The sequence below is a fragment of the Entomomonas sp. E7T21 genome (genome assembly GCF_058693955.1).
The window spans coordinates 242,573-264,349 of record NZ_CP191672.1 but is presented as its reverse complement, the minus strand read 5'-3'; the positions used below and the strand labels follow the sequence as shown (position 1 = coordinate 264,349).

The following is a 21,777-nucleotide window of genomic DNA, read 5'->3' as shown; positions in this document are numbered from 1 at the left end:
GGTTGGATATAATAATGCAAAATAATATTGTCTTAAAAGTTTTAAGTACTGGGCTCTTAGCTGCTTGCTTAGGTTTAGCTGGCTGTGGTGATAAAAAACAAGAAGATCATTCTTCTCATAGTGCTGAATCAACTGTAAAAAGAACTATTGTTTTTGGTACTACTGTGGGTGATTTTGGTGATATGGTTAAATTTTCTATCAAACCTATCTTAGAAAGAAAAGGTTATGAAGTTAAACTAACTGAGTTTACTGATTATGTACAACCTAATCTTGCTTTGGCCGAAGGAAGTATTGATGTAAATATTTTCCAACATAAGCCTTATTTAGATACCTTTAAAGAAGAAAGAAAGTTAGATTTAACACCTGTATTCCAAGTGCCTACAGCTCCACTAGGCATCTATTCTGGTCGTTTAGAAAAACTAGATGAAGCTAAACAAGGCATGACGGTTTCTGTACCCAATGATCCTAGCAACTTTGCTCGTGCTTTAGTAATGATGGATGAGTTAGGATGGGTAACGCTTAAAGATAATATCAACCCACTAACTGCCTCTGAACGCGATATCCAAGAAAATAAGTATGAGATTAAGTTAGTACAATTAGAGGCTGCTCAAATCCCTCGTGCTCGTAATGATGTAGATTTTGCTATTATCAACGGTAACTATGCCGTAAGTTCTGGTGTGGATTTAACAACAGCTCTTTACCAAGAGCCTAGTTTTGCTTATGTTAATTGGGGTGTAATACGTACTAAAGATATTAATACCCCTTGGGCAAAAGATATTATTGCTGCTTATAATTCTGATGAGTTTAAAGCTTACTCTCATAAAACATTTGCTGGATACAAATGGCCTGCTAATTGGAATGAACAAACAAATGCTGTAAAGTCTGAAGAAAAACAGCAAGAAGAAGCCCCAAAAGAAACTAAAGTCACTCAATAATTATTTGCTTACTATAAAAAAGCCCTTCAAATGAAGGGCTTTTTTTATTATTTATGTTTTACTGTTTTCTAATAAGAGCCATTAAATCTAATGGATAGTCCACATAAACACGAACTTCATTATTATCCCCATAAGAGAATTTATTAGTCGCCCTATAGAATGAAGTACGTAATCTTAATGATAAATCTTTAGTGGGTCCTTCTTGGAAAGTATAAGAAACTTGGTTAAATAACTCTCTTTCCTTACCCTTTTTACCACCACTATAACCAGCAGTATCAGCATCCCAGCCATACACATAAGCTGATTTAAAAGCTAAACCTGGAACACCTATACCTGCCCCGTTTAACTCATAACTTACCTGCAATGATTTTTCATCTTTAGCATTAAAATCTGACTCATAAGAGTTAGCTAACCAAATAGTACTACCACCATCATTAGTACCATAGCCTGAACCATAGTCAAAACCATGGCCATACCAACCACCTTGTGATTGTTGATAGGCTAAAATAAAGGAGTGAGCATCATAAGTATACTTACCAGCTAAGCTCCATGTAGTATTATTAATACTCTTATCAATATCACCATTACTGGTACGACGCACATATTTTTTATCATAGTCTGTATGATAAATATTAAAATCGAAATTTACACTTTGTTTTTTATCAATGGGATAAGTGTAGTTCAAATTACCATAAGCACGTTTAGCAATATCCTCGTTCCAAGCATAATAGAGGCTAGAACTAAAATTATCTGTAAACTGATAAATACCGCCTATTAAATCTAAACGTTTCATACCAACAAAATAAGCATTTGGATAGCCTGAGTTGTCATGCCCTGTACTATGAGCACCACTTATAGCAGTAAAGTGCCCAGCATGAATGACTAGATTTTCAATTTCTTTACTTGTAATCAAAGTACCCGTCACGGACTCTGGTAATAGCCTTGTAGAATCCGTTGTTAAAACAGGCAAGTTTACAAACTGATTACCATATTTAATCGTTGTATTTGATATTCTTGCTTTAACAGCCCCACCAAGCTGACTCCAATCATGAGCTGCACGCCCTGAGTCCCCTACAGGAGTAACATCCATCGCAGCATTAGCATGGCCTCTACCACCATCTAAACGAATACCTTGTAATCCCCACGCATCAAAACCAAATCCAACCGTACCTTCAGTAAACCCAGACTCAAAAATTGTACTTAAGCCAAGTCCCCATGCCATACGTTTACTCTGGCCAGTATAATGACTACTTTTAAAATCACGACTAAAATAAAGGCTTCGAACATGAGCATTCCATTTACTATCTTCAATAAATCCTTTACTCTCACTTTGTTCGCTAGCAAATGAAAACGGCGGAAAAGCTAAACAGGCGGCTACTAGTAAGACACCTTTTTTGGATGGCTGCATTTATAGAGGACTCCCAAAGTCTAGTTAACTATTATTTTTTAAGACACATTTTGTTATAACTGAATCTTATTATACATAATCTTAATAATTATGCTTATACAAAAATGTAAAGGATTAACTTTATGAAAACATCACAACAATTTTTCAATAAGAATGGTTATTTACTAATAGAATCAATATTAACCGTTGAAGAACTAACAGCCATTGAACAAGAATTACATGCTATTAATATGGATGGTGCTGGTAGTAGAGAATTATTAACAGAAGACTGGTGTAAAAATTTAGCTAATAAACTCAAGAAACATCCTTTATTAACCCCCATATTGCCTAAAGAGCCTTCAACCATACAGTGTACTTTTTTTCGAAAATCATCAGCAAAGAACTGGTTAGTGCCTTTGCATCAAGACCTGAGTATACCTGTCAAAGAGCATCTTAATGAAACAGGTTTTACGGGTTGGTCAGAAAAACAAGGTTTTCTTTTTGTACAACCCCCTTCTTCTATTTTAGAACAAATCGTTGCTGTTCGATTACATATAGATGACTGTCACCAACAACATGGACCATTAAAAGTTGTTGCTGGAACCCATCAAGCTGGACGTATACCAGAAAAAGATTGGATAACTATTAGGGATCAAAAAGACGAGCAAGAATGTATTGTTAATGCAGGAGGAGCTGTTATTATGCGGCCACTTATTTTACATTCATCATCAAAGGCGAAAGAGGCTAATGGTCGGCGTGTTTTACATTTCTTATTCGTACCTAATAAGCTAACAAAAGAGATACCTTTTTTATTCACCATATAAAAGCTAATGCGTTGGTTTACGTAACCTATCACTACGACGACGTAAATACTCAATGCTTAGTAGTAATGCAGCAGAAGAAATCAACATAATTGTGGCAGCAGCAGCAATGGTAGGCTCAATATTTTCTCTTATACCACTAAACATTTGCATAGGTAGCGTTCGCTGACTAGAGCTGGCTAAAAACAAGGTAACAACCACCTCGTCAAAAGAAGTAGCAAAAGCAAATAACGCCCCTGAAATAACACCTGGTGCAATTAATGGGAAAGTAACTGTTCGAAAAACCACAAAGGGAGAAGCACCTAAACTAGCGGCTGCTCGTGAATAATTTTCATCATAACCACGTAACGCTGCACTCACTGTAATAACCACAAAAGGAATACCTAGTACAGTATGAGCTAAAATAAGCCCAAAATAACTATTAGTTAATTTAAGTTGTGCAAAGAAAAAATAAAGTCCTACAGCGATAATCACAATAGGAGTAACCATCGGCGACATAATAATACTCATAAACAGTATTTTGCCCCTAAATTTATTTTTAGCTACACCTATTGCCGCAAATGTTCCCAATACAGTAGCAAATAAAGTAGCAACAGGTGCAATAATAAAACTATTTTCTAACGCTCCTATCCAAGCCTCTGAGGCAAAAAATGCTTTATACCAATCTAATGAAAAACCATCTATTGGATAAGTTAAAAAAGAACTTTTATTAAATGAAAGTGGAATAATAACCAATACAGGCGTAATCAAAAATATTAATGCTAATACAGCAAAGCCATTAAATAAAAAACGACCTATTTTCCAGTTAGTAGAACGATAATAATGTCTAAACATTTTAGGCTTTCCGTCTTCTATAAGAGATTTTACTGTATATCCAACTGAGTACAATTACTATTACCATTAGTTGCACACTTAAAGCGGCTGCTAAGCCCCAGTTATTGGTTTCATTAGTATAGTAATTAATAAAATAACTAATCATCTGATCAGCCGGACCACCTAATAAAGCAGGTGTAATGTAATAGCCAATAGACATAATAAATACCAGTAAAACACCTGCTCTTAACCCTGCATAGGTTTGTGGAACATAAGCTGTAAGGAAAGCATAAGCAGGGTGTGCGCCTAGTGATATAGCTGCTCGTAAATGGCTAGAGGAAATTCCCCTCATCACTGCATAAAGGGGTAATACAATAAAAGGTAATAAAATATGAATCATTGCAATATAAACGGCAAAACGTCCTGGAATAAAGGATGTTGGATGATCCACTATATTTAAAAACTGTAATAGGTAATTAGCCAAGCCATTCGATTGTAATAGAATATACCAACCTGTAGTTCTTACTAATAATGATGTCCAGAAAGGCAATAACACTAAAATCAAAAATAAATTAGCTCGTTTTGTTGGCTGGCATGACAACCAATAAGCTAAAGGATAACCTATTAACACACAAAAGAATGTAATAACAAAAGCCATCCATAAAGTACGAAATAATATTTTTACATGGTAATTAGCCACTTCTTCATTATGGATCTTAATAGTAATAGGTGTTAACTTTTCTGTATGTGGATCTATTTTATAATCAAAAGATTGTAATAGGTAACGGCTGGTTAAAGTAGTTGATGCCCATTGTATCGTTTGCCATGTACTAGGTTCTTGCCATAAAGGTGAAGCTTTTATAACAGCACCTTTAATATCTGTTACATGCTGTGCAGGTAGTCTACGCAATGTAGCACTTATCATTACTCTATATTTATCATCCTCATAACCTAAACGTCTGCCAATTGCACCTGCCACACCTTGTTTTCTAGCTTCTCGTAAGTCATTCACTAATGCTTTAAAAACATCTTCATCAGGTGTTGATTTACCATCCCAATTTTTTAATGCTTCTAGTGTGGCTGGTAAATTTTTATGAATTTCTGGATTAATAACACTTTTACAAAGAATATCACCTAATGGAATTAAGAAGAAAAAAACTAAAAAAGCAATAGCAGGCATGACTAATAAACGGGATACCCAACGTTTTTTACGACCTGATTTATTAAGTCGTTTTTTTAGCCTTTTTTGATGTTTTACAGTTTGTTCCATTACTAATTCCACTATTGAGAAGCCCAAACATTAAAACGTTGTTCTAATGGTTCGCCTTGTTCAACCCAAAAATTAGCATTAATTTTATAAGAATGTTGCATAGTATCTGGATTATTGGGTAATTGTTTAAGTAACTCCGCATTAATGATGGGTATTGTATGGTTATTAACAAAACCATAACTAGAGTATTCTGAAAACTCTTTTTGTGGTTCAGCAGATACAGCAAAAGCGATAAACTTTTCTGCTAGCTCTTTATGATGACTACCTTTTACAATAGCAAAATTATCTACATCATAAAAACTATTGTGCCATATAAGCCCAACAGGCTTACCTTCTTGTTGAGCGATAACGCCCCTGCCATTAAAGGTTGTTGTCATTACCACATCACCTGCCAATAACATAGGTAATGGCTGTGAGCCTTTTTCCCACCATTTAATATAAGGTTTGATCTCATCTAATTTTTTAAAAGCTCTATCTATACCTTCTGGTGTTGCTAATACTTTATAAATATTATTTGGTGCTACACCATCGGCTAATAGGGCTGCTTCCATAGCAATCATAGCTGTTTTTTGTAAACCTCGATTACCTGGAAAATCTTTAACATTCCAAAAATCTTGCCACGTTTTAGGTGTTTTTGAGAGTTTATCGATATTGTAGGCAATAATAATTGACCAACTAAAAAAACCGACGCCACATTCTGAAAAATTACCCTTGATAAAATCTTTAGTGTTTCCTATGGCCAATTGATCTATGGGCTCAAATAATCCCTCACTACAACCTCGTATTAGATTAGGTGTTTCAACTTGTACAACATCCCAATCTATTTGCTTAGTTTCTATCATCGAGCGAATTTTTGCCATGCCTCCTGTATAGCTACCACCAATAATAGAAATATCGTTTGCTTCTGCAAAAGGTTTATAAAAAGCCACCTTTTGTGCTTTAGCATGTACCCCACCTAAGGAGATAACAGTTAATGAATCATCTTGTTGCTGACAAGCTGTTAATAAGCCCATGATAACAACAAACATTAATCTTTTTATCACCCTGCTAAGCTCCACTTAATAACACTAAACAAATCATATATTACTCAGAAGCCCACACATTAAAGCGCTGTTGTAGTGTTTCACCATAATCTATCCAAAAATCTGGATCTAATTTATGGGCATTTTTCATATGCTCAGGCGCAGTAGATAGATGATCAAGTGTTTTGGCGTCTAATAATTCTGCTGTTTTCTTATTAGAAAAACCATAACCTGCTACTTCTGAATAAACTTTTTGATTTTCTGGTTGCATAGTTAATTCAATAAAACGTTCAGCCGCTTGTTTATTTTTTGTTCCTTTAATAATGGCAAAACTATCCATATCATAGAAACTATCATTCCATACGATTTGTACTGGTTTACCCTCTTGTTGTGCATCATAAACTCGTCCATTGTAGGCTGAGGTCATCACCACATTACCAGAAATTAGCCATTGCATCGGCTGTGAACCTGACTCCCACCATTGCACATAAGGTTTAATTTCATCTAATTTTTTAAAGGCTCTATCAACGCCTTCAGGCGTTGCTAAAACTGTATAAATATCTTCTGTTTTTACTCCATCCGCTAACAAAGCTACTTCTAAAGCAAGGATAGGACTTTTTCTTAATGCTCTTTTACCAGGGAATTTTTTAACATCCCAAAAATCCTTCCAATCTTTAGGAGGCGTAGTGAGCTTAGAAGAATCATAAGCAAGCACAACAGACCAGATAAAAAAGCCAGCGCCACATTCGGAAAGCGATCCATCAACATAATCACTTTCACCATCAACCTTTAGATTTGACCAATCAAGTTGCTCAAATAAACCCTCACTACAACCTCGATAAAGATCACCTGTTTCAACTTGTAATACATCCCACGAGGTGCGACCAGTATCGACCATTGATCGTACTTTAGCCATTTCACCGTTGTATTCGCCTGTAATTATTTTAGTATTGTATTTTTTCTCATAGGGTTTATAAAAAGCCTCACCCTGTGCTTTTAAATGCAAACCACCATAGGAAATAACTGTTAATGGTTCTGCTTGGGTTTGCATAAAAATGCTTGTTAACAATGTAACTGCTAAAATTTTCTTTATCACAGTAAACCTCTTATTTAAAAGAATAGATTTTTACAATGGATTAAGTGCACAAGCATCTTCACCATACCAACTAACAGGAACTGTAACACCTGCTGTCCAATGACTTTGCATAGCTGAAATAGGGATTTTTGCGGTAAACTCAGTGTTATCTGCCACTTTTAACCGAACACGAACATGATCACCTAGATAGATAAGTTCTTCTATTATGCCCGTTAAACAATTACTTTCTGCTTGCGCTAAGATCACTCGCTCCGGTCTAATTGATAGCGAAGTAGCATCACCAACACTTAATGGTATTCCCATTCGAGCGATAACCTCAGCATTATTAGCTAAACGTATTCGACATGTATTATTTTCAATCGCTAGCACTATCCCAGGTAATTCATTATTTTCACCAATAAAATGAGCAACAAAAGAATTACACGGCTGTTCATAGAGTTTTTGTGGTGTATCTACTTGTTGAATAATGCCATCATTAAATACTGCTACCCGATCTGACATGGTTAATGCTTCAGATTGATCATGAGTAACAAACACAATAGTAACGCCTAGCTCTCTATGAAGATGTCTTATTTCTAACTGCATTTGTTCTCGCAGCTGTTTATCTAATGCCCCCAATGGTTCATCCATTAATACCAATTGTGGTTGAAAAACTAATGCCCTAGCTAACGCTATACGTTGTTGTTGTCCACCTGATAATTGTGCTGGATAACGAGCAGCCAAGTTTTGTAGCTTAACCATTGCTAAGGCTTGTTTTACTTTTTCAGCTATTACAGCTTTAGCTACTTTCCTAACTTTTAAAGGATAAGCTAAATTTTCTGCCACCGTCATATGAGGAAATAAAGCATAGTTTTGGAATACCATACCTATATCACGTTTATGGGGTGGTAATGTGTGCAATGGCTTATTTTCTAAAAAAATTTCACCTTTGGTTGGCATCTCAAACCCTGCCAACAACATTAAACACGTTGTTTTACCTGAACCCGAAGGCCCAAGTAAAGTCAGAAACTCTCCCTTTTCTATCTCTAAATTAAGATTTTTTACTACCAGTTGTTCACCATCATAAGTCTTTTGGACATTATGAAAATGCACATAAGGGTGAGAGACTGCTACCATATAATTAATCTCTTTTTACTCTTTAACTAATCACGTTTAGTTAATCAGTGCCATAATGACACTTTGTTATTTAAAAAACATTACTATTATCGCATATTAAGGCCGTTATAGTTAAACATCTCTTGACTTATTAGCAATAGTTATTAATGATAATTACTTACATTTAATTGGATACCTAATTATGGCTGACACAACTACTAAAAAAACACTGCTATTAACGGGTGCAAGCCGTGGTATTGGTCATGCTACGGTAAAACATTTTAATGCTGCGGGCTGGAATGTCATTACTGCTGCAAGAAATAATTGGAATAACGATTGTCCTTGGTCGCAAGGCTTAGAGAATCATATTAATTTAGATTTAGAAAATATTGAAAACCTTGACGAAACAATAGAGTTAATCAAAGAAAAACTACCCGATGGTAAATTACATGCACTTGTTAATAATGCTGGAATTTCTCCAAAAGGGATTAATGGTGAACGTTTAGGTGTGCTAGAAACAGATTACTGTACTTGGCTTAATGTATTTAATGTTAATTTGTTCTCTACGGCATTATTAGCAAAAGGATTATTTAATGAATTAAAAGCGGCAAAGGGTAATATCATTAATGTTACTTCTATTGCTGGCTCTCGTGTGCATCCTTTTGCTGGGGTTGCTTATGCAACTTCTAAAGCTGCTTTAGCCGCATTAACCCGAGAAATGGCTCATGATTTTGGCCCTCATGGTGTGAGAGTTAATGCCATTGCTCCAGGAGAAATTGATACTTCTATTCTTTCACCAGGCACTCAAGAAATTGTAGATCATGATATTCCTCTACATCGCCTAGGCAAACCTGAAGAAGTCGCTACCCTTATTTATTTCCTTTGTACAACGGGTGCTTCCTATATTAATGGCGCAGAAATTCATGTTAACGGTGGACAGCACGTTTAAGCCTATCATTAAGATAGGCTTCAGATTTTACTAAACTTTATCTTTTTGCTCTTTTAATAAATCTCTTATTTCTGCTAGTAATTCTTCTTGTGTAGGTTTAGCAGGCTCTTCTGGTTTTTCTTCTTCATGATGGGTTAATTTATTCATTGCTTTAATACCCATAAAGATAGCAAAGGCAATAATTGTAAAATCCACTATCGTTTGAATAAATTTACCATAGGCTAATACTACTGCTGGCGCACCATCAGCTGCTTCTTTCAAGGTAATGGCCAAATCGGAGAAATCAACCCCTCCAATTAAGATACCAAGAGGTGGCATAATTATATCGCCAACAAATGAAGAAACAATTTTGCCAAACGCAGCACCGATAATGATACCAACCGCCATATCAATAACATTGCCGCGCATTGCAAATTTTTTAAATTCTTGCAGTAAACTCATAGAAATACTTCCTCAACTAAAAATTAATTTTTTTATAATGCTATAGTTAATAATCCTTTACAATAACCCTTTTGTTTAATAGTTTACCTATTTAAAATGAGGACTGTATGGCTAAAGCTAAACGTTTATACGGCTGTACTGAGTGCGGTGCAACTTTTCCTAAATGGTCTGGACAATGCGCTGAATGTGGAGCATGGAATACCCTTATAGAAACCGTTGTTGATAATTCACCGATGGCTAGTACTATCCGTAGCTGGACAGGACAAGCCGCACAGGTAAAAACCTTAGCTGAAGTCAGCACCGAGGAAACGCCTCGTTTTACTACCCATTCTTCTGAGCTTGATCGTGTACTAGGTGGTGGTTTAGTAGATGGTTCGGTTGTATTAATTGGTGGTGACCCTGGTATTGGAAAATCAACTATTTTGTTACAAACCCTTTGTAACATAGCCAACTACCACCCTGCCCTCTATGTAACAGGTGAAGAGTCACAACAACAAGTGGCCATGCGTGCTCGTCGTTTAGGATTACCTGAAGATAAACTACGCGTGATGACTGAGACTTCTATTGAAGCCATTATTAGTACTGCTAAACAAGAACATCCTAAAGTAATGGTGATCGACTCCATTCAAACTATTTTTACTGAACAACTACAATCTGCTCCTGGTGGTGTAGCTCAAGTAAGAGAAAGCGCCGCACTATTAACCCGTTATGCTAAACAAAATAATACCGCTATTTTCTTAGTCGGCCATGTGACTAAGGAAGGGGCGCTAGCAGGCCCTCGCGTACTAGAGCATATGGTTGATACGGTACTTTACTTTGAAGGCGAATCTGATGGTCGCTTACGCTTATTACGTGCTGTAAAAAATCGTTTTGGTGCGGTTAATGAGCTAGGTGTATTTGCGATGACAGATAAAGGGTTAAGAGAAATTTCTAATCCTTCTGCTATTTTCTTAAGTCGAACCCAAGAAGAAGTACCTGGTAGTGTAGTAATGGCTACATGGGAAGGTTCACGCCCTATGCTAGTAGAAGTACAAGCCTTAGTGGATACTAGTCATTTAGGCAACCCTCGCCGTGTTACACTGGGCTTAGATCAAAACCGCTTAGCGATGTTATTAGCTGTATTACACCGTCATGGTGGCGTACCTACTTACGACCAAGATGTATTTATTAATGTGGTTGGTGGAGTAAAAGTACTTGAAACAGCTGCTGACTTAGCATTACTTGCTACCGTTATTTCCAGTCTACGTAACAGACCTTTAGCTCATGACTTATTAGTGTTTGGTGAGGTAGGTTTATCAGGCGAGATTCGCCCTGTTCCTAGTGGTCAAGAACGTTTAAAAGAAGCTGCTAAACACGGTTTTAAACGTGCCATCGTACCGAAGGCTAATGCACCTAAAACAGCACCTGAGGGTTTAACTATAATTGCCGTTACCCGTTTAGAACAGGCATTAGAAGCCTTATTTGAATGATTTAAGTTAATTCTGTTTGCTTAGTTTCTTTACCTAATACAAGTACAGCAATAACACCTATGGCAATAACCAAACAGAATATATTAAAAATAATACTTGGGCTAAAGTGGTAACTTACCATATAGCCCACCATTAAGGGGCCTAGTATTCCCCCTATTCTACCAATACCTGCTGCCATTCCTGCACCAGTCGCTCTAGCTAATGTTGGATATTGCTCAGGGGTATAGGCATACAAAGCACCCCATGCCCCTAAATTAAAAAATGATAAAAACATTCCTGCTATCACTAATTGCATCGCTGTATTTGCTATTCCAAAAAAATAAGCGGCAATAGCAGTACCTACTAGATAAGTTACCAACACAAATTTTCGACCAACTTTCTCAATAAGCCATGCAGCCGTAAAATAACCTGGTAACTGCGCTAATGTCATAATTAACACATATTCAAAACTTTTTACTAAATCAAAACCTTTTAAAATAACCACCGAAGGTAACCATAAAAACATACCATAGTATGAAAAAACCACACAAAACCATAATATCCACAGCATCAAAGTGGCTTTTTTATACTCTACTGACCAAATCATTTTAATATTGCGAATAATAGAAGGTTTAACGGTTTGTGCCGTATAGCGAGGTGAGTCTGGTAAATTTAATCGTAAATACACTGCATAGAACGCAGGCAATGCACTTAATAACATAGCCACTCGCCAACCATAATCAGTAATAACAAAATAACCAATAAGCGCTGCTACAATCCAACCAAACGCCCAAAAACTTTCCAGTAGAACAACAATTCTTCCTCTTTCATGAAGTTCAACACTTTCAGCAACCAATGTTGAAGCAACAGGTAACTCTCCCCCCAATCCCATACCAATAAAAAATCGTAGGATTAGAAATAATGTTAGACCTGTAGTAAATGCGGTTAAACCACTGGCTATACTGAATAATAATAAGGTAAAAATAAAAATAAAACGTCGACCAAAACGGTCAGCCATTAAACCAAATAGAAATGCGCCAACCGCCATCCCAATAGAGTTAACACTACCAATCCACGCTATTGTTTTTGCTGTCAGTTGCCAATCTTTTGCTAAAGCTGCTAACACAAAAGATAATAGGCCAACATCCATTGCATCAAATAACCATCCAAGTCCTGCTATTGTTAGGAGTTTATTTTTTGAAATTGTTTTTTCCATTCTTAAAGCCTTGCTATTAGTAATAATCTACAATGGACAAAAGTCTACTTATAGAACTTTTTTTCTGTTAAAAATAGGCATTAATCGTTACAATAGTCTATTAATAATAATGGATTTAATAGCTAATTATAGCTTACTCATTTAGCTTTCTATATAAATTATATTTTTATAATACCCTATTTATTTAAGGCTTTATTTTATGAAATTTCTAAAGTTATTATTTTGTTGCTTAGCACTTAATAACTTTTTCTCATTTATTGCTATGGCCAGTAGTGATATTAATTACTGCGACTACTCTTTATCATTAATAAATCAACAAAACAATATTTGTAGTAATTTACCTTTTCTTAGCCCTTTTAATGATAGCCGTACTAACTTAATTTTATTAATAAATAACACTGATATACAAAAAGCTACTTTTGCAACCCTTTCATCACCCCAAAATAGAGCACCTTATTTAGCTACTGAGGTTAGAAGTGGCATTGCTCATATTCCCTTTGAACTTACTATTTATGATGCTTATTTAGATGATTTACAAAGAACTCATCAAACCAAAGTAAAACGCGTAAAAGCAAACTTAAATGACAAAACTAAAAAACTTATTGAACAAGTAATGAATAACTCTTCTTTACTTGATAATAATGATTTCTTAGTTTCACCTGCCCTTGAATTTATTGAACAAATAGCTACTACTCATGGTTTAAATGATCAAGAACGTAAAGATTTACTACTTGCTCGCTATCTATTATTTGATAATCCAAAAGCCGATATTAGTTCATTTATTCCTGCTGATCCCAGTTTTACAGCAAGACATTTCTCTAATTATCTACAAGGTGCTAATGCTTTTTATAAAAATGATTACACCTCTGCCTTAAAGTTTTTTACTACTGCCAGTACAGCCGCCCAACTTTGGGTTAAAGAAGCGGCTACTTACATGATAGCTAGAACGCTACTTAATCAAGGACAGGCTGTTGCCTATAATAATTGGTTTGAATTGGATTTAAAGAAAGTTAATCAAGCCACTATTATTAAAAGTCGTACTGCTTTTAATAATTACTTAAAACTTTATCCAAAAGGCAAATATGCTAATTCGACAATAGCTTTGTTAAGACGTATTTATTGGTTACAAGGTAATCAAGTTGCATTAGCTAGTAGTTATGAAAATCTATTAGATAATCCTAGAAGGCATATTAATTTAACCTCATCTAATAGATATTCTGTTGCTGATCTTATTTTAGAAATTGATAATAAAGTTTACTTTAACAGTAATCCTGCTACTGTTCGTTCTTTATCACAAACACCAAAATTATTAGTGGTATATGATCTTCTTAAAATGAGATCTAACCAAATAAAATTAGAAGACTTGGAAAAACAGCAAAATACCTTCAAAAATAATCCTGAGCTTTATAACTATCTATTAGCCACTTATTACACCTATATAGAAACTAATCCTGAGCAAGTATTATCACTTATTCCAGAATTGATTATAGAAGATAAAACTATAACAATTACGCCACTTCAGTTTAGTGGCCAAGTATTAAGGACTATGGCTTTAGAAAATAGTTCTAGAGCATATGCAGCAGAAAAGCTATGGTTATCTTTAAAAGAACTGGCCAAACAATCTTATCAGGAACCTTTCGTTGAATTAGGTCTTGCCCTAAATTATGAAAAAACAGCAAGAATAAACAGTGTTTTTGCTAAATACTCTCCCATTACTACACCACAATTACGTTATATTTTATTAAGAAAAAATGCTAATCGTAGCCAGTTACAGCAATTACTCACTAATAATGAGTTACAAGAATTTGATAAAGCTACGATGATTTATCTATTACTTTATAAGGACTTACTCTCGCAAAATTACAGTGATTTTTTAACGGATAATTCATTATTAATTTCTAAAAATACACTGGATGAAGTTTATTTGGGTAATATCAGCAAATACGGCCAAACTAATTTAACCTTATTTTCTGAAGCTATTCCAAGTCATTCAGAATATCCTTGTCCTTCTCCTATTATTCTAGCTAATGTATTAAAGCTAAATCCTACTGATGGTAAAGCATTAAATTGTTTAGGTGAGTTTAGTGAGCATTATCAATTACCTTATCCTCGTTATATGCTTTTTTCATCTTTAAATAATACTAATAATACAGGTAGTTTAGGTACAAATAATCCCACAGATTTTGGCAAATTTTTATATTCACGATTAAAGGGTTACCAATTCATTATTAATGATGAAACAGCAACAGACGAAGACAAAGCCTATGCTCTCTATAAAGCCATTCGTTGTTTTACTGGTGGCTATAATCATTGTGATAGACAAGATATACCATTAACTAAACGGAAAGAATGGTTCCAATTACTACATTCTAAATATGCAAAAACACTATGGGCAAAACAGCAACCTATTTACTGGTAAAACTAGTAATAGCTTGGTTATTACTAGTTAGTTTTCCTTGCTTTGCTAAGGTAAAAGCAGAAGATTATGATGCTTTTTGGTTATGGAGCGGTATTCGTTCGCAATCTGTTTTAAATAATGCTTCTACTATCTACCTTTTAAGAGGACAAATAGTTTCTAATTACAATAATAAAACTCATTTTATTAGCCAAGGTAACTCTATTCATTCCCTTGATAATCAACAACTATGGCTAGTTTATCGTGCTCACACATTGAACTGGTCAGAAGATACTCTTACTATTCTTAGTAAACAATTAAAACAATGGCAATCAAATGATATTAAAGTAATCGGTATCCAAATCGATTTTGATGTAGCTACCAATCAATTGGCAGAATATATAGATTTTCTAATTAAAGTTAGACAATGGTTGCCCGAAAACTATAAGTTAAGTATTACAGGTTTATTAGATTGGGGCAGTAATGGTGATCCTGTTTTGATCAATCAATTAACCAATATTGTAGATGAAGTTGTATTCCAAACCTACCAAGGTAAACACACCATTAGTAACTATCAACAATATTTGAAAAATCTACAAGCTATAACCATTCCTTTTAAAATTGGTATTATTCAAAATGGTGAATGGCAAGCACCCAAATACTTAGAAAAGAATCCAAATTTTAAGGGTTATGTAGTTTTTCTACAAAACCCTTAAATAAGCTATTACTTCTTAGTTACTGCCCAAATTGTTGTGTCTTCTAATGCTTTTTCAAAACTATTTAGAATCATTTTAATTTCATTTTCTTTAATAATTAATGGTGGGCAAAAAGCGACAATGTCTCGCATAGAACGTGTAATCATACCATGCTGTATAGCTCTATCACTTAAGTACTTCCCTAAGTTACCTTCTTTTTCAAAAGGTGCTTTGGTTTGTTTATCTGCTACTAGTTCAACTGCTGCAATCAGTCCTTTACCTCGAATATCACCTACTAGTGGATGATCTGCAAATTGCTGTAATCCCTTTCTTAAAACTTCGCCCATAGCTATTGCATTAGCTACTAAGTTTTCTTCTTCAATTATTTTTAAGTTTTCTAGGGCAACTGCTGTTGCTACAGGATGACCACCAGCTGTATAACCATGACCTAAACCACCTAAAGCATTGGATTCATCAGCAATGCCTTGATAAACCGTATCATTAATTAAAATTGCAGAAATAGGCTGATAAGAAGAAGAAAGCTGTTTTGATATAGTGATAATATCAGGCTCAATATTAAAGGTTTGGCTACCAAACATATTACCTGTTCTACCAAAACCACAAATAACTTCATCAGCTACTATTAAAATATCGTATTTACGACAAACCTTTTGTACTTTTTCCCAATAACCTTGTGGTGGCACAATTACCCCACCTGCTCCCATAATAGGTTCACCAATAAAAGCGGCTATATTTTCAGGACCTTCTTTTTGAATCATTGCTTCTAGTTCAGCCACTAAACGATCAACAAACTGCTCTTCTGTTTCGCCTTGTTTAGCATCACGATAATAATAAGGACAAAGGGTATGTAAAAAACGATCAGATAAAGGTAGGTCAAAACCATTTAAGTTTGCAGGAATGCCTGTCAAACTACCAGCCGCCAAAGTAATGCCATGGTAAGCAAATTTTCTACTTATAAATTTCTTTTTATTAGGACGACCTTTAGCATTGTTATAGTACCAAACTAGTTTAATGACTGTGTCATTAGCCTCGGATCCTGAATTAGTAAAAAATACTTTACTCATAGGTACTGGGGCTAATTCTATTAACTTCTCTGCTAATTCGGCACTGGCAGGATGTGATTTTTGACCAAATAAATGATAAAAGGGTAATTTCTCAAATTGTTTGGTTGCTGCTACTGCCAATCTCTTATTGTTGAAACCTACCGCAACACTCCATAGTCCTGATAAAGCTTCTATATATTTATTATTATTTTCATCAAATACAAATACACCTTCGCCACGTTCAATCATTAATGAACCTTTTTGTTCTTGTAGACGAGCATTTGTATAAGGATGTAATTGATTTTTTATATCTTTTTCAACAATTTTAGAGAGATTGGTCATTACAAGTTACTCTTATTAAATTAATAGAATTATTTGACTAGTCTAATTATCATATAGCTGTTTCTATATAATTTTAGACGAGGCGAATGACTGAAGACAGTACAACTAGTACAGCAAAGTCATTCAACGACATATAAAAATATAGTGCAATAGCTATAATATACGACATAACCTAATTAACAGTAGTTCAAAGGTTATTAGTAATATGTCAAACTAATTGATACTAGTAGTTAATTCAATAACTACTTAAAATTATTTTTATTAAATTAACTGGATAGCTTCAATGAATATTTTAAAATCATGGATAACTAATTGTAATTATTTAAAAAAATTTACTTTATTAATTTTCTCAATATTACTATTAACTGCCTGTCAAAAGGATAATACCAAGCCTATGACTACTAAACATATTGAAGTAGCTCCTTACTTAGTTGATTGTACAGGTGTTGCTCCTATGAAATGTATGAAAATTAAGGAACAAGGCCAAACAGAATGGGAATTCTTTTATGGCTCTATTGATGGTTTTACTTTTGAGCCTGGTTATAATTACCAACTTGAAGTAAATGTTACTAAAAAACCTGAACCTATTCCTGCTGATGCCTCATCATTACAGTGGACTTTAGTAAAAATCATTAATAAACAAAAAATAGTTAATAATTAATTTATTACTGCTAGTTTATATTGTTTAATTCCATAGTATGCTGCCTATTAGCATTTAGCTAATTAGGCAGTTGCTAAAGATCAATTTATATATCGCCTTGCTTAATCCATATTAAATCTTCTGTTGCAAAACCAAGTTCTTTTGCTTTAGCAACTAAGCTATCTTTAATATTCTGATCTAAAGTTGGCGTACGCGATAAAATCCATAAATAGTTTTTATTAGGGCCACAAACCAGAGCGTATTGATAATTATCATCTAAAACTATAACGTTATAACCACCATAAATTGGCCAAAAGAAAGTAACTTTAAGTGAAGCTATATTAGGTGAATCTACAAAATAAGCTCGACCATCACTCTCTTTCCATGCTTTTTTATTTGGATTATAACCACGGTTAATTACATCAAGACCACCATCACTACGTAATTTGTAATTAGCCGTAACTTGTTCTAAATCTTTTTCAAAACTATGATTAAGTCGGGCTATTTCATACCAAGTACCTAAATAACGATTAGCATCAAAATTTTGGACTACGGTTACATTTGAAGGTGGTTTAGTAGAACAAGCTGTCAATATTAATGAAAAAATTGCAGTTAAAAATAATGAGAATAGTTTCATCTCTTTTCCTCTGAAAAATCTAATAACTGTATATATTTTTTTGTTATATATCATTAATAATGAAATAGTAAGTTGAGGTCTAGTAGATATATGTATTATCAAACGAAAAATTGTAGTAATTTAGTTAAAAATTATTGCAATTAGAATACTATAACTTAAAAAATCAATTAGTTATATTCATCACATTATTATCATTTTATTAATATTAATAGAAAAAGTTACATAAATAATAAAAATCTTTTGTAATTACTAATAAATATACTACTTTTAAAAATTTGTTATTTTCCTATACAAAAGCTTGAAAATATCCTACCCAATAAATCATCTGAGGTAAATGTGCCTGTAATAGTGCCTAATGCTTGCTGAGCTTGTCTTAAATCTTCAGCTAACAGTTCCCCTGCTCTCTGCTCTACTAATTGCTTATAACCATGTTGTATGGCTTCATGTGCTTCTTGCAATGCTTGTAAATGACGACGACGTGCACTAAAGCTACTTTCTGATGTATGTTCATAACCCATACATGCTTTTAAATGTTCTCTTAGTAAATCTATTCCTTGATTCCCTTTAGCACTTAAATAGATCGTAGTATGCCCATCTTTATTAACAATTAATTCTATTTGTTTATAGCTTAGATCTGCTTTATTACAGATAACAGTTACTTTTTCCATAGCAGGCTTTGGATTTAAAAAACTTGGCCAAACACTCAATGGATTTGCTACTTCTGGTTTTGTAGAATCTACTACTAATAATATTCTATCTGCTTCAGTAATAGCTAATAAAGCACGTTCTACCCCTATCTTTTCCACAGGATCATTAGTATCTCTTAAACCTGCAGTATCAATAATATGTAAAGGCATTCCATCTATTTGAATATGTTCTTTAAGAATATCTCTAGTGGTACCTTCTATATCAGTAACAATTGCTGCTTCACGACCTGCTAAAGCATTTAATAGACTAGATTTACCTGCATTAGGTAGACCTGCTATTACTACATTCATACCATCACGTAATAAAGCACCTTGTGAAGCTTCTCTTGCTACTTTTTCTAACTGTTCTAATAATTGTTGTACTTGAGTTAATACATTACCCTCAGATAAAAAATCAATTTCTTCTTCAGGAAAATCAATAGCAGCTTCTACATAAATTCTTAAAGCTATTAAACTTTCAGTAAGTGCATGTACTTTATTCGAAAATTCACCTTGTAGAGAACGCAAGGCATTACGAGCAGCTTGCTTAGAACTGGCATCAATTAAATCTGCAATAGCTTCTGCTTGTGCTAAATCTAATTTATCATTCAAAAAAGCTCGTTCACTAAACTCCCCTGGTCTAGCTTGCCTTGCTCCAAAGCTTAAACAAGTTTCTAATAATAAATCTAATACTACAGGCCCACCATGGCCTTGTAATTCTAATATGTCTTCACCAGTAAATGAGTTTGGTGCAGCAAAAAATAATAAAATACCTTGGTCTATTATTTGATCTTGATTATCAAACCAAGGGCCATAATAAGCATGTCTAGCTTTTAAATCTGTTTGTTTAGATAGTTTTAAAGCGATAGTTTTAGCTAAAGAACCAGATACCCTAACAATACCTACACTTCCCCTACCCTGTGCAGTCGCAATGGCAACAATAGTATCTTTAGTATAAATCATATTTTTAACTATCCAAGTAAAACGCCCCTATCGGGGCGTTTTTTATTTTAGTTTGTTGGTTTCTTTTTCAAATTCTCAATTTGTCGAGTAATAACCCACTGTTGAGCAATTGATAAGACGTTATTCACAACCCAGTATAATACTAAACCTGCTGGGAACCAAATAAAGAAGAAAGTAAAGATAATAGGCATCATCTTAAATACTTTTGCTTGTATTGGATCAGGTGGTGCAGGGTTTAATCTTTGTTGGAAGAACATAGTAGCACCCATAATAATAGGTAATATTAAGTATGGATCGCTTGTTGATAAATCATGAATCCAACCTAGCCATGGTGCTTGACGTATTTCCACACTTTCCAATAATACCCAATATAAAGCAATAAACACAGGCATTTGGATAACAATGGGTAAACATCCGCTTAATGGATTAAGTTTTTCTTCCTTATATAATTTCATCATTTGCTCAGACATTTTCTGTCTATCATCACCATAGCGCTCTCTAATAGACTGCATTTTTGGTGATGCTGCACGCATTCTAGCCATAGATTTATAACTAGTTGCAGATAACGGGAAGAATATTAATTTAATAATAATAGTTAATACAATAATCGACCATCCCCAATTGCCTACAATATTATGAATAACTTGTAGTAACCAGAAAATAGGCTTACCAATCATACTTAAAATACCATAATCAATGGTTAAATCTAAGCCTGGTGATAATTCTTTTAAACTATCTTGTAATTTAGGGCCTGCATAAAGCGTAAAATCTTCATTTACTTGACCACCAGCAGGTGCTGTAACTAATGGCGTAGTAAAACTAACTATATAATTACCTTGTTGATCTTTATAAGTTTTAACTACATGGTTTTCGCTCTTATCCCCTACCCAAGCTGTTACAAAGTAATGTTGTAACCAAGCTATCCAACCACCTTGTACAGTTGCTGAAGGTAAAGGTAAGTAATTAAGATTTCCTTCTGCTTTCTTCTGTGTAGCAACCTGCATAATCTTATCAACATCTTTAATAGCAATTCTAGTATAAGGTTTATCAGGTGTCCAATAGGCCATACCTAAGAACGTTGTCATACTGGTAGCTGTTGTAGAAGAAGGATCACCAGCATTGTTACGAGTTAAGGAAGCTAAGAAATAACCTTGCCAAGCTTTATCTGTATTATTGGTAATTTGATAATTAACACCTATACGATAAGCAGCTGGATCTACACAACCTACCCTATTTTTCTTTTTACTAGCACAAGCTTCATCCATGCCACGTAAGAAGGTATAAGTTTTAACGTAATTAATACCATCTTTTGTATAAGTTAAATTAACTTTTAATTCTTTTTGACCATCAGCTAATTTATAACTTTGTTGTTCAGTTTGATAAACAGGAACAACATTATTATTAGAAGTGGAAAATACCCTACTTCCTGCGGTATATAAAACTTCTCCAGAATTACTAAATAATCTGAAAGGCGTATTAGGTGTATTTAAAGCTTTTGGATAAGCTTTTAAATCTAACTCAACAACATCACCACCTTTTGGATTAATTTTAAGTTTTAAAATATCCGTTTCTACTTCTATAAATTGACCATTAGTAGAAGTGGCAATTGGTTGATTAGGCACAGTAACTTGATGATTTTCTGTAGTATTAGCATTTTCACCAGTAGTAGGTGCAGGCTGATGAATATCTGACTCAATATTATTTTCACCAGTAGAATTCTGCACATTTTGAGTTACTTGCGCTGTTTGAGTCCCTTCTTCATTAGGAACTTTATGATAATCATCATTCCATTGTAGTAATATTAAATAAGCCACAACAGCTAATGCAACTAATAAGATAGGACGTTGAATATCCATAGTTAT

Annotated in this window: 19 protein-coding genes; 7 read left to right on the top strand and 12 right to left on the bottom strand. The window is 34.2% G+C overall.

The window, feature by feature from the left end; all coding sequences use genetic code 11:
• The first annotated feature begins 14 nt into the window (after window positions 1-14).
• Entirely contained in the window at window positions 15-935 is a 921-nt protein-coding gene (locus tag ACQVD9_RS01280) for a MetQ/NlpA family ABC transporter substrate-binding protein (protein WP_264747102.1), read from the top strand.
• Between the two features lie 58 nt (window positions 936-993).
• On the opposite strand, the gene ACQVD9_RS01275 is transcribed toward ACQVD9_RS01280, so the two are convergent.
• Window positions 994-2,343 (bottom strand): OprD family porin, encoded by a 1,350-nt coding sequence (locus tag ACQVD9_RS01275; protein ID WP_264747101.1) that lies wholly within the window; start codon window positions 2,341-2,343, stop codon window positions 994-996.
• A 122-nt stretch (window positions 2,344-2,465) separates the two neighbouring features.
• On the opposite strand from ACQVD9_RS01275, the gene ACQVD9_RS01270 reads away from it, so the two are divergent.
• The gene (locus tag ACQVD9_RS01270) at window positions 2,466-3,146 is read left to right on the top strand and encodes a phytanoyl-CoA dioxygenase family protein (protein WP_264747100.1); all 681 of its coding nucleotides are present in this window, start codon (window positions 2,466-2,468) and stop codon (window positions 3,144-3,146) included.
• Window positions 3,147-3,149: 3 nt separating this feature from the next.
• Here ACQVD9_RS01270 and ACQVD9_RS01265 read toward each other — a convergent pair whose 3' ends face one another.
• The 5 genes from ACQVD9_RS01265 to ACQVD9_RS01245 are packed head-to-tail and all read right to left on the bottom strand — an operon-like array spanning window position 3,150 to window position 8,460.
• Entirely contained in the window at window positions 3,150-3,977 is an 828-nt protein-coding gene (locus tag ACQVD9_RS01265) for an ABC transporter permease (RefSeq protein WP_264747099.1), read from the bottom strand.
• A 1-nt stretch (window position 3,978) separates the two neighbouring features.
• A complete protein-coding gene (locus ACQVD9_RS01260) occupies window positions 3,979-5,226 on the bottom strand; it encodes an ABC transporter permease (RefSeq protein ID WP_264747098.1) in 1,248 nt (415 codons plus the stop codon).
• A gap of 11 nt (window positions 5,227-5,237) precedes the next feature.
• The gene (locus ACQVD9_RS01255) at window positions 5,238-6,269 is read right to left on the bottom strand and encodes an ABC transporter substrate-binding protein (RefSeq protein WP_264747097.1); all 1,032 of its coding nucleotides are present in this window, start codon (window positions 6,267-6,269) and stop codon (window positions 5,238-5,240) included.
• 40 nt (window positions 6,270-6,309) lie between these two features.
• Window positions 6,310-7,344 (bottom strand): ABC transporter substrate-binding protein, encoded by a 1,035-nt coding sequence (locus ACQVD9_RS01250; RefSeq protein ID WP_264747096.1) that lies wholly within the window; start codon window positions 7,342-7,344, stop codon window positions 6,310-6,312.
• Window positions 7,345-7,374: 30 nt separating this feature from the next.
• On the bottom strand, window positions 7,375-8,460 hold the full coding sequence (locus ACQVD9_RS01245) for an ABC transporter ATP-binding protein (RefSeq protein ID WP_264747095.1): 1,086 nt from the start codon (window positions 8,458-8,460) through the stop codon (window positions 7,375-7,377).
• A gap of 181 nt (window positions 8,461-8,641) precedes the next feature.
• On the opposite strand from ACQVD9_RS01245, the gene ACQVD9_RS01240 reads away from it, so the two are divergent.
• Window positions 8,642-9,388 (top strand): SDR family NAD(P)-dependent oxidoreductase, encoded by a 747-nt coding sequence (locus ACQVD9_RS01240; RefSeq protein WP_264747094.1) that lies wholly within the window; start codon window positions 8,642-8,644, stop codon window positions 9,386-9,388.
• Window positions 9,389-9,418: 30 nt separating this feature from the next.
• Here ACQVD9_RS01240 and mscL read toward each other — a convergent pair whose 3' ends face one another.
• Window positions 9,419-9,829 (bottom strand): large-conductance mechanosensitive channel protein MscL, encoded by a 411-nt coding sequence (gene mscL, locus ACQVD9_RS01235; RefSeq protein ID WP_264747093.1) that lies wholly within the window; start codon window positions 9,827-9,829, stop codon window positions 9,419-9,421.
• Window positions 9,830-9,936: 107 nt separating this feature from the next.
• Between mscL and radA the strand changes: the two genes are divergently transcribed.
• The gene (gene radA, locus ACQVD9_RS01230) at window positions 9,937-11,298 is read left to right on the top strand and encodes a DNA repair protein RadA (protein WP_264747092.1); all 1,362 of its coding nucleotides are present in this window, start codon (window positions 9,937-9,939) and stop codon (window positions 11,296-11,298) included.
• Window position 11,299: 1 nt separating this feature from the next.
• Here the strand turns inward: radA and ACQVD9_RS01225 are convergent, their stop codons facing one another.
• Entirely contained in the window at window positions 11,300-12,493 is a 1,194-nt protein-coding gene (locus ACQVD9_RS01225) for an MFS transporter (RefSeq protein ID WP_264747091.1), read from the bottom strand.
• A 199-nt stretch (window positions 12,494-12,692) separates the two neighbouring features.
• On the opposite strand from ACQVD9_RS01225, the gene ACQVD9_RS01220 reads away from it, so the two are divergent.
• On the top strand, window positions 12,693-14,912 hold the full coding sequence (locus ACQVD9_RS01220; RefSeq protein ID WP_264747090.1) for a PA5441 family protein: 2,220 nt from the start codon (window positions 12,693-12,695) through the stop codon (window positions 14,910-14,912).
• On the top strand, window positions 14,882-15,604 hold the full coding sequence (locus ACQVD9_RS01215; protein ID WP_264747089.1) for a DUF3142 domain-containing protein: 723 nt from the start codon (window positions 14,882-14,884) through the stop codon (window positions 15,602-15,604). The genes ACQVD9_RS01220 and ACQVD9_RS01215 overlap by 31 nt, the downstream gene beginning before the upstream one ends.
• A gap of 8 nt (window positions 15,605-15,612) precedes the next feature.
• On the opposite strand, the gene ACQVD9_RS01210 is transcribed toward ACQVD9_RS01215, so the two are convergent.
• Entirely contained in the window at window positions 15,613-16,989 is a 1,377-nt protein-coding gene (locus ACQVD9_RS01210; RefSeq protein WP_264747088.1) for an aspartate aminotransferase family protein, read from the bottom strand.
• Window positions 16,990-17,383: 394 nt separating this feature from the next.
• Here ACQVD9_RS01210 and ACQVD9_RS01205 point away from each other — a divergent pair, with 394 nt between their 5' ends.
• The gene (locus ACQVD9_RS01205) at window positions 17,384-17,650 is read left to right on the top strand and encodes a DUF4377 domain-containing protein (RefSeq protein WP_264747087.1); all 267 of its coding nucleotides are present in this window, start codon (window positions 17,384-17,386) and stop codon (window positions 17,648-17,650) included.
• A gap of 85 nt (window positions 17,651-17,735) precedes the next feature.
• Here the strand turns inward: ACQVD9_RS01205 and blc are convergent, their stop codons facing one another.
• From blc to yidC, 3 genes are all read right to left on the bottom strand, one after another.
• A complete protein-coding gene (blc, locus tag ACQVD9_RS01200; protein ID WP_264747086.1) occupies window positions 17,736-18,266 on the bottom strand; it encodes an outer membrane lipoprotein Blc in 531 nt (176 codons plus the stop codon).
• A gap of 278 nt (window positions 18,267-18,544) precedes the next feature.
• Complete coding sequence (mnmE, locus tag ACQVD9_RS01195) at window positions 18,545-19,915, bottom strand: tRNA uridine-5-carboxymethylaminomethyl(34) synthesis GTPase MnmE (protein WP_264747085.1); 1,371 nt, start codon at window positions 19,913-19,915, stop codon at window positions 18,545-18,547.
• 47 nt (window positions 19,916-19,962) lie between these two features.
• Window positions 19,963-21,771: a membrane protein insertase YidC gene (gene yidC, locus ACQVD9_RS01190; RefSeq protein ID WP_264747084.1), complete on the bottom strand. Its 1,809-nt coding sequence runs from the start codon at window positions 21,769-21,771 to the stop codon at window positions 19,963-19,965.
• Window positions 21,772-21,777: the final 6 nt, after the last annotated feature.

Bases quoted from the DNA above. Each gene is read 5' to 3' on its own strand.
- ACQVD9_RS01215 (WP_264747089.1), top strand. From the start codon at position 14,882: ATGGGCAAAACAGCAACCTATTTACTGGTAAAACTAGTAATAGCTTGG.
- ACQVD9_RS01220 (WP_264747090.1), top strand. From the start codon at position 12,693: ATGAAATTTCTAAAGTTATTATTTTGTTGCTTAGCACTTAATAACTTT.
- blc (WP_264747086.1), bottom strand. From the start codon at position 18,266: ATGAAACTATTCTCATTATTTTTAACTGCAATTTTTTCATTAATATTG.
- radA (WP_264747092.1), top strand. From the start codon at position 9,937: ATGGCTAAAGCTAAACGTTTATACGGCTGTACTGAGTGCGGTGCAACT.
- mnmE (WP_264747085.1), bottom strand. From the start codon at position 19,915: ATGATTTATACTAAAGATACTATTGTTGCCATTGCGACTGCACAGGGT.
- mscL (WP_264747093.1), bottom strand. From the start codon at position 9,829: ATGAGTTTACTGCAAGAATTTAAAAAATTTGCAATGCGCGGCAATGTT.
- ACQVD9_RS01240 (WP_264747094.1), top strand. From the start codon at position 8,642: ATGGCTGACACAACTACTAAAAAAACACTGCTATTAACGGGTGCAAGC.
- ACQVD9_RS01280 (WP_264747102.1), top strand. From the start codon at position 15: ATGCAAAATAATATTGTCTTAAAAGTTTTAAGTACTGGGCTCTTAGCT.
- ACQVD9_RS01275 (WP_264747101.1), bottom strand. From the start codon at position 2,343: ATGCAGCCATCCAAAAAAGGTGTCTTACTAGTAGCCGCCTGTTTAGCT.
- ACQVD9_RS01205 (WP_264747087.1), top strand. From the start codon at position 17,384: ATGACTACTAAACATATTGAAGTAGCTCCTTACTTAGTTGATTGTACA.
- ACQVD9_RS01270 (WP_264747100.1), top strand. From the start codon at position 2,466: ATGAAAACATCACAACAATTTTTCAATAAGAATGGTTATTTACTAATA.
- ACQVD9_RS01265 (WP_264747099.1), bottom strand. From the start codon at position 3,977: ATGTTTAGACATTATTATCGTTCTACTAACTGGAAAATAGGTCGTTTT.
- ACQVD9_RS01210 (WP_264747088.1), bottom strand. From the start codon at position 16,989: ATGACCAATCTCTCTAAAATTGTTGAAAAAGATATAAAAAATCAATTA.
- ACQVD9_RS01260 (WP_264747098.1), bottom strand. From the start codon at position 5,226: ATGGAACAAACTGTAAAACATCAAAAAAGGCTAAAAAAACGACTTAAT.
- ACQVD9_RS01225 (WP_264747091.1), bottom strand. From the start codon at position 12,493: ATGGAAAAAACAATTTCAAAAAATAAACTCCTAACAATAGCAGGACTT.
- ACQVD9_RS01245 (WP_264747095.1), bottom strand. From the start codon at position 8,460: ATGGTAGCAGTCTCTCACCCTTATGTGCATTTTCATAATGTCCAAAAG.
- yidC (WP_264747084.1), bottom strand. From the start codon at position 21,771: ATGGATATTCAACGTCCTATCTTATTAGTTGCATTAGCTGTTGTGGCT.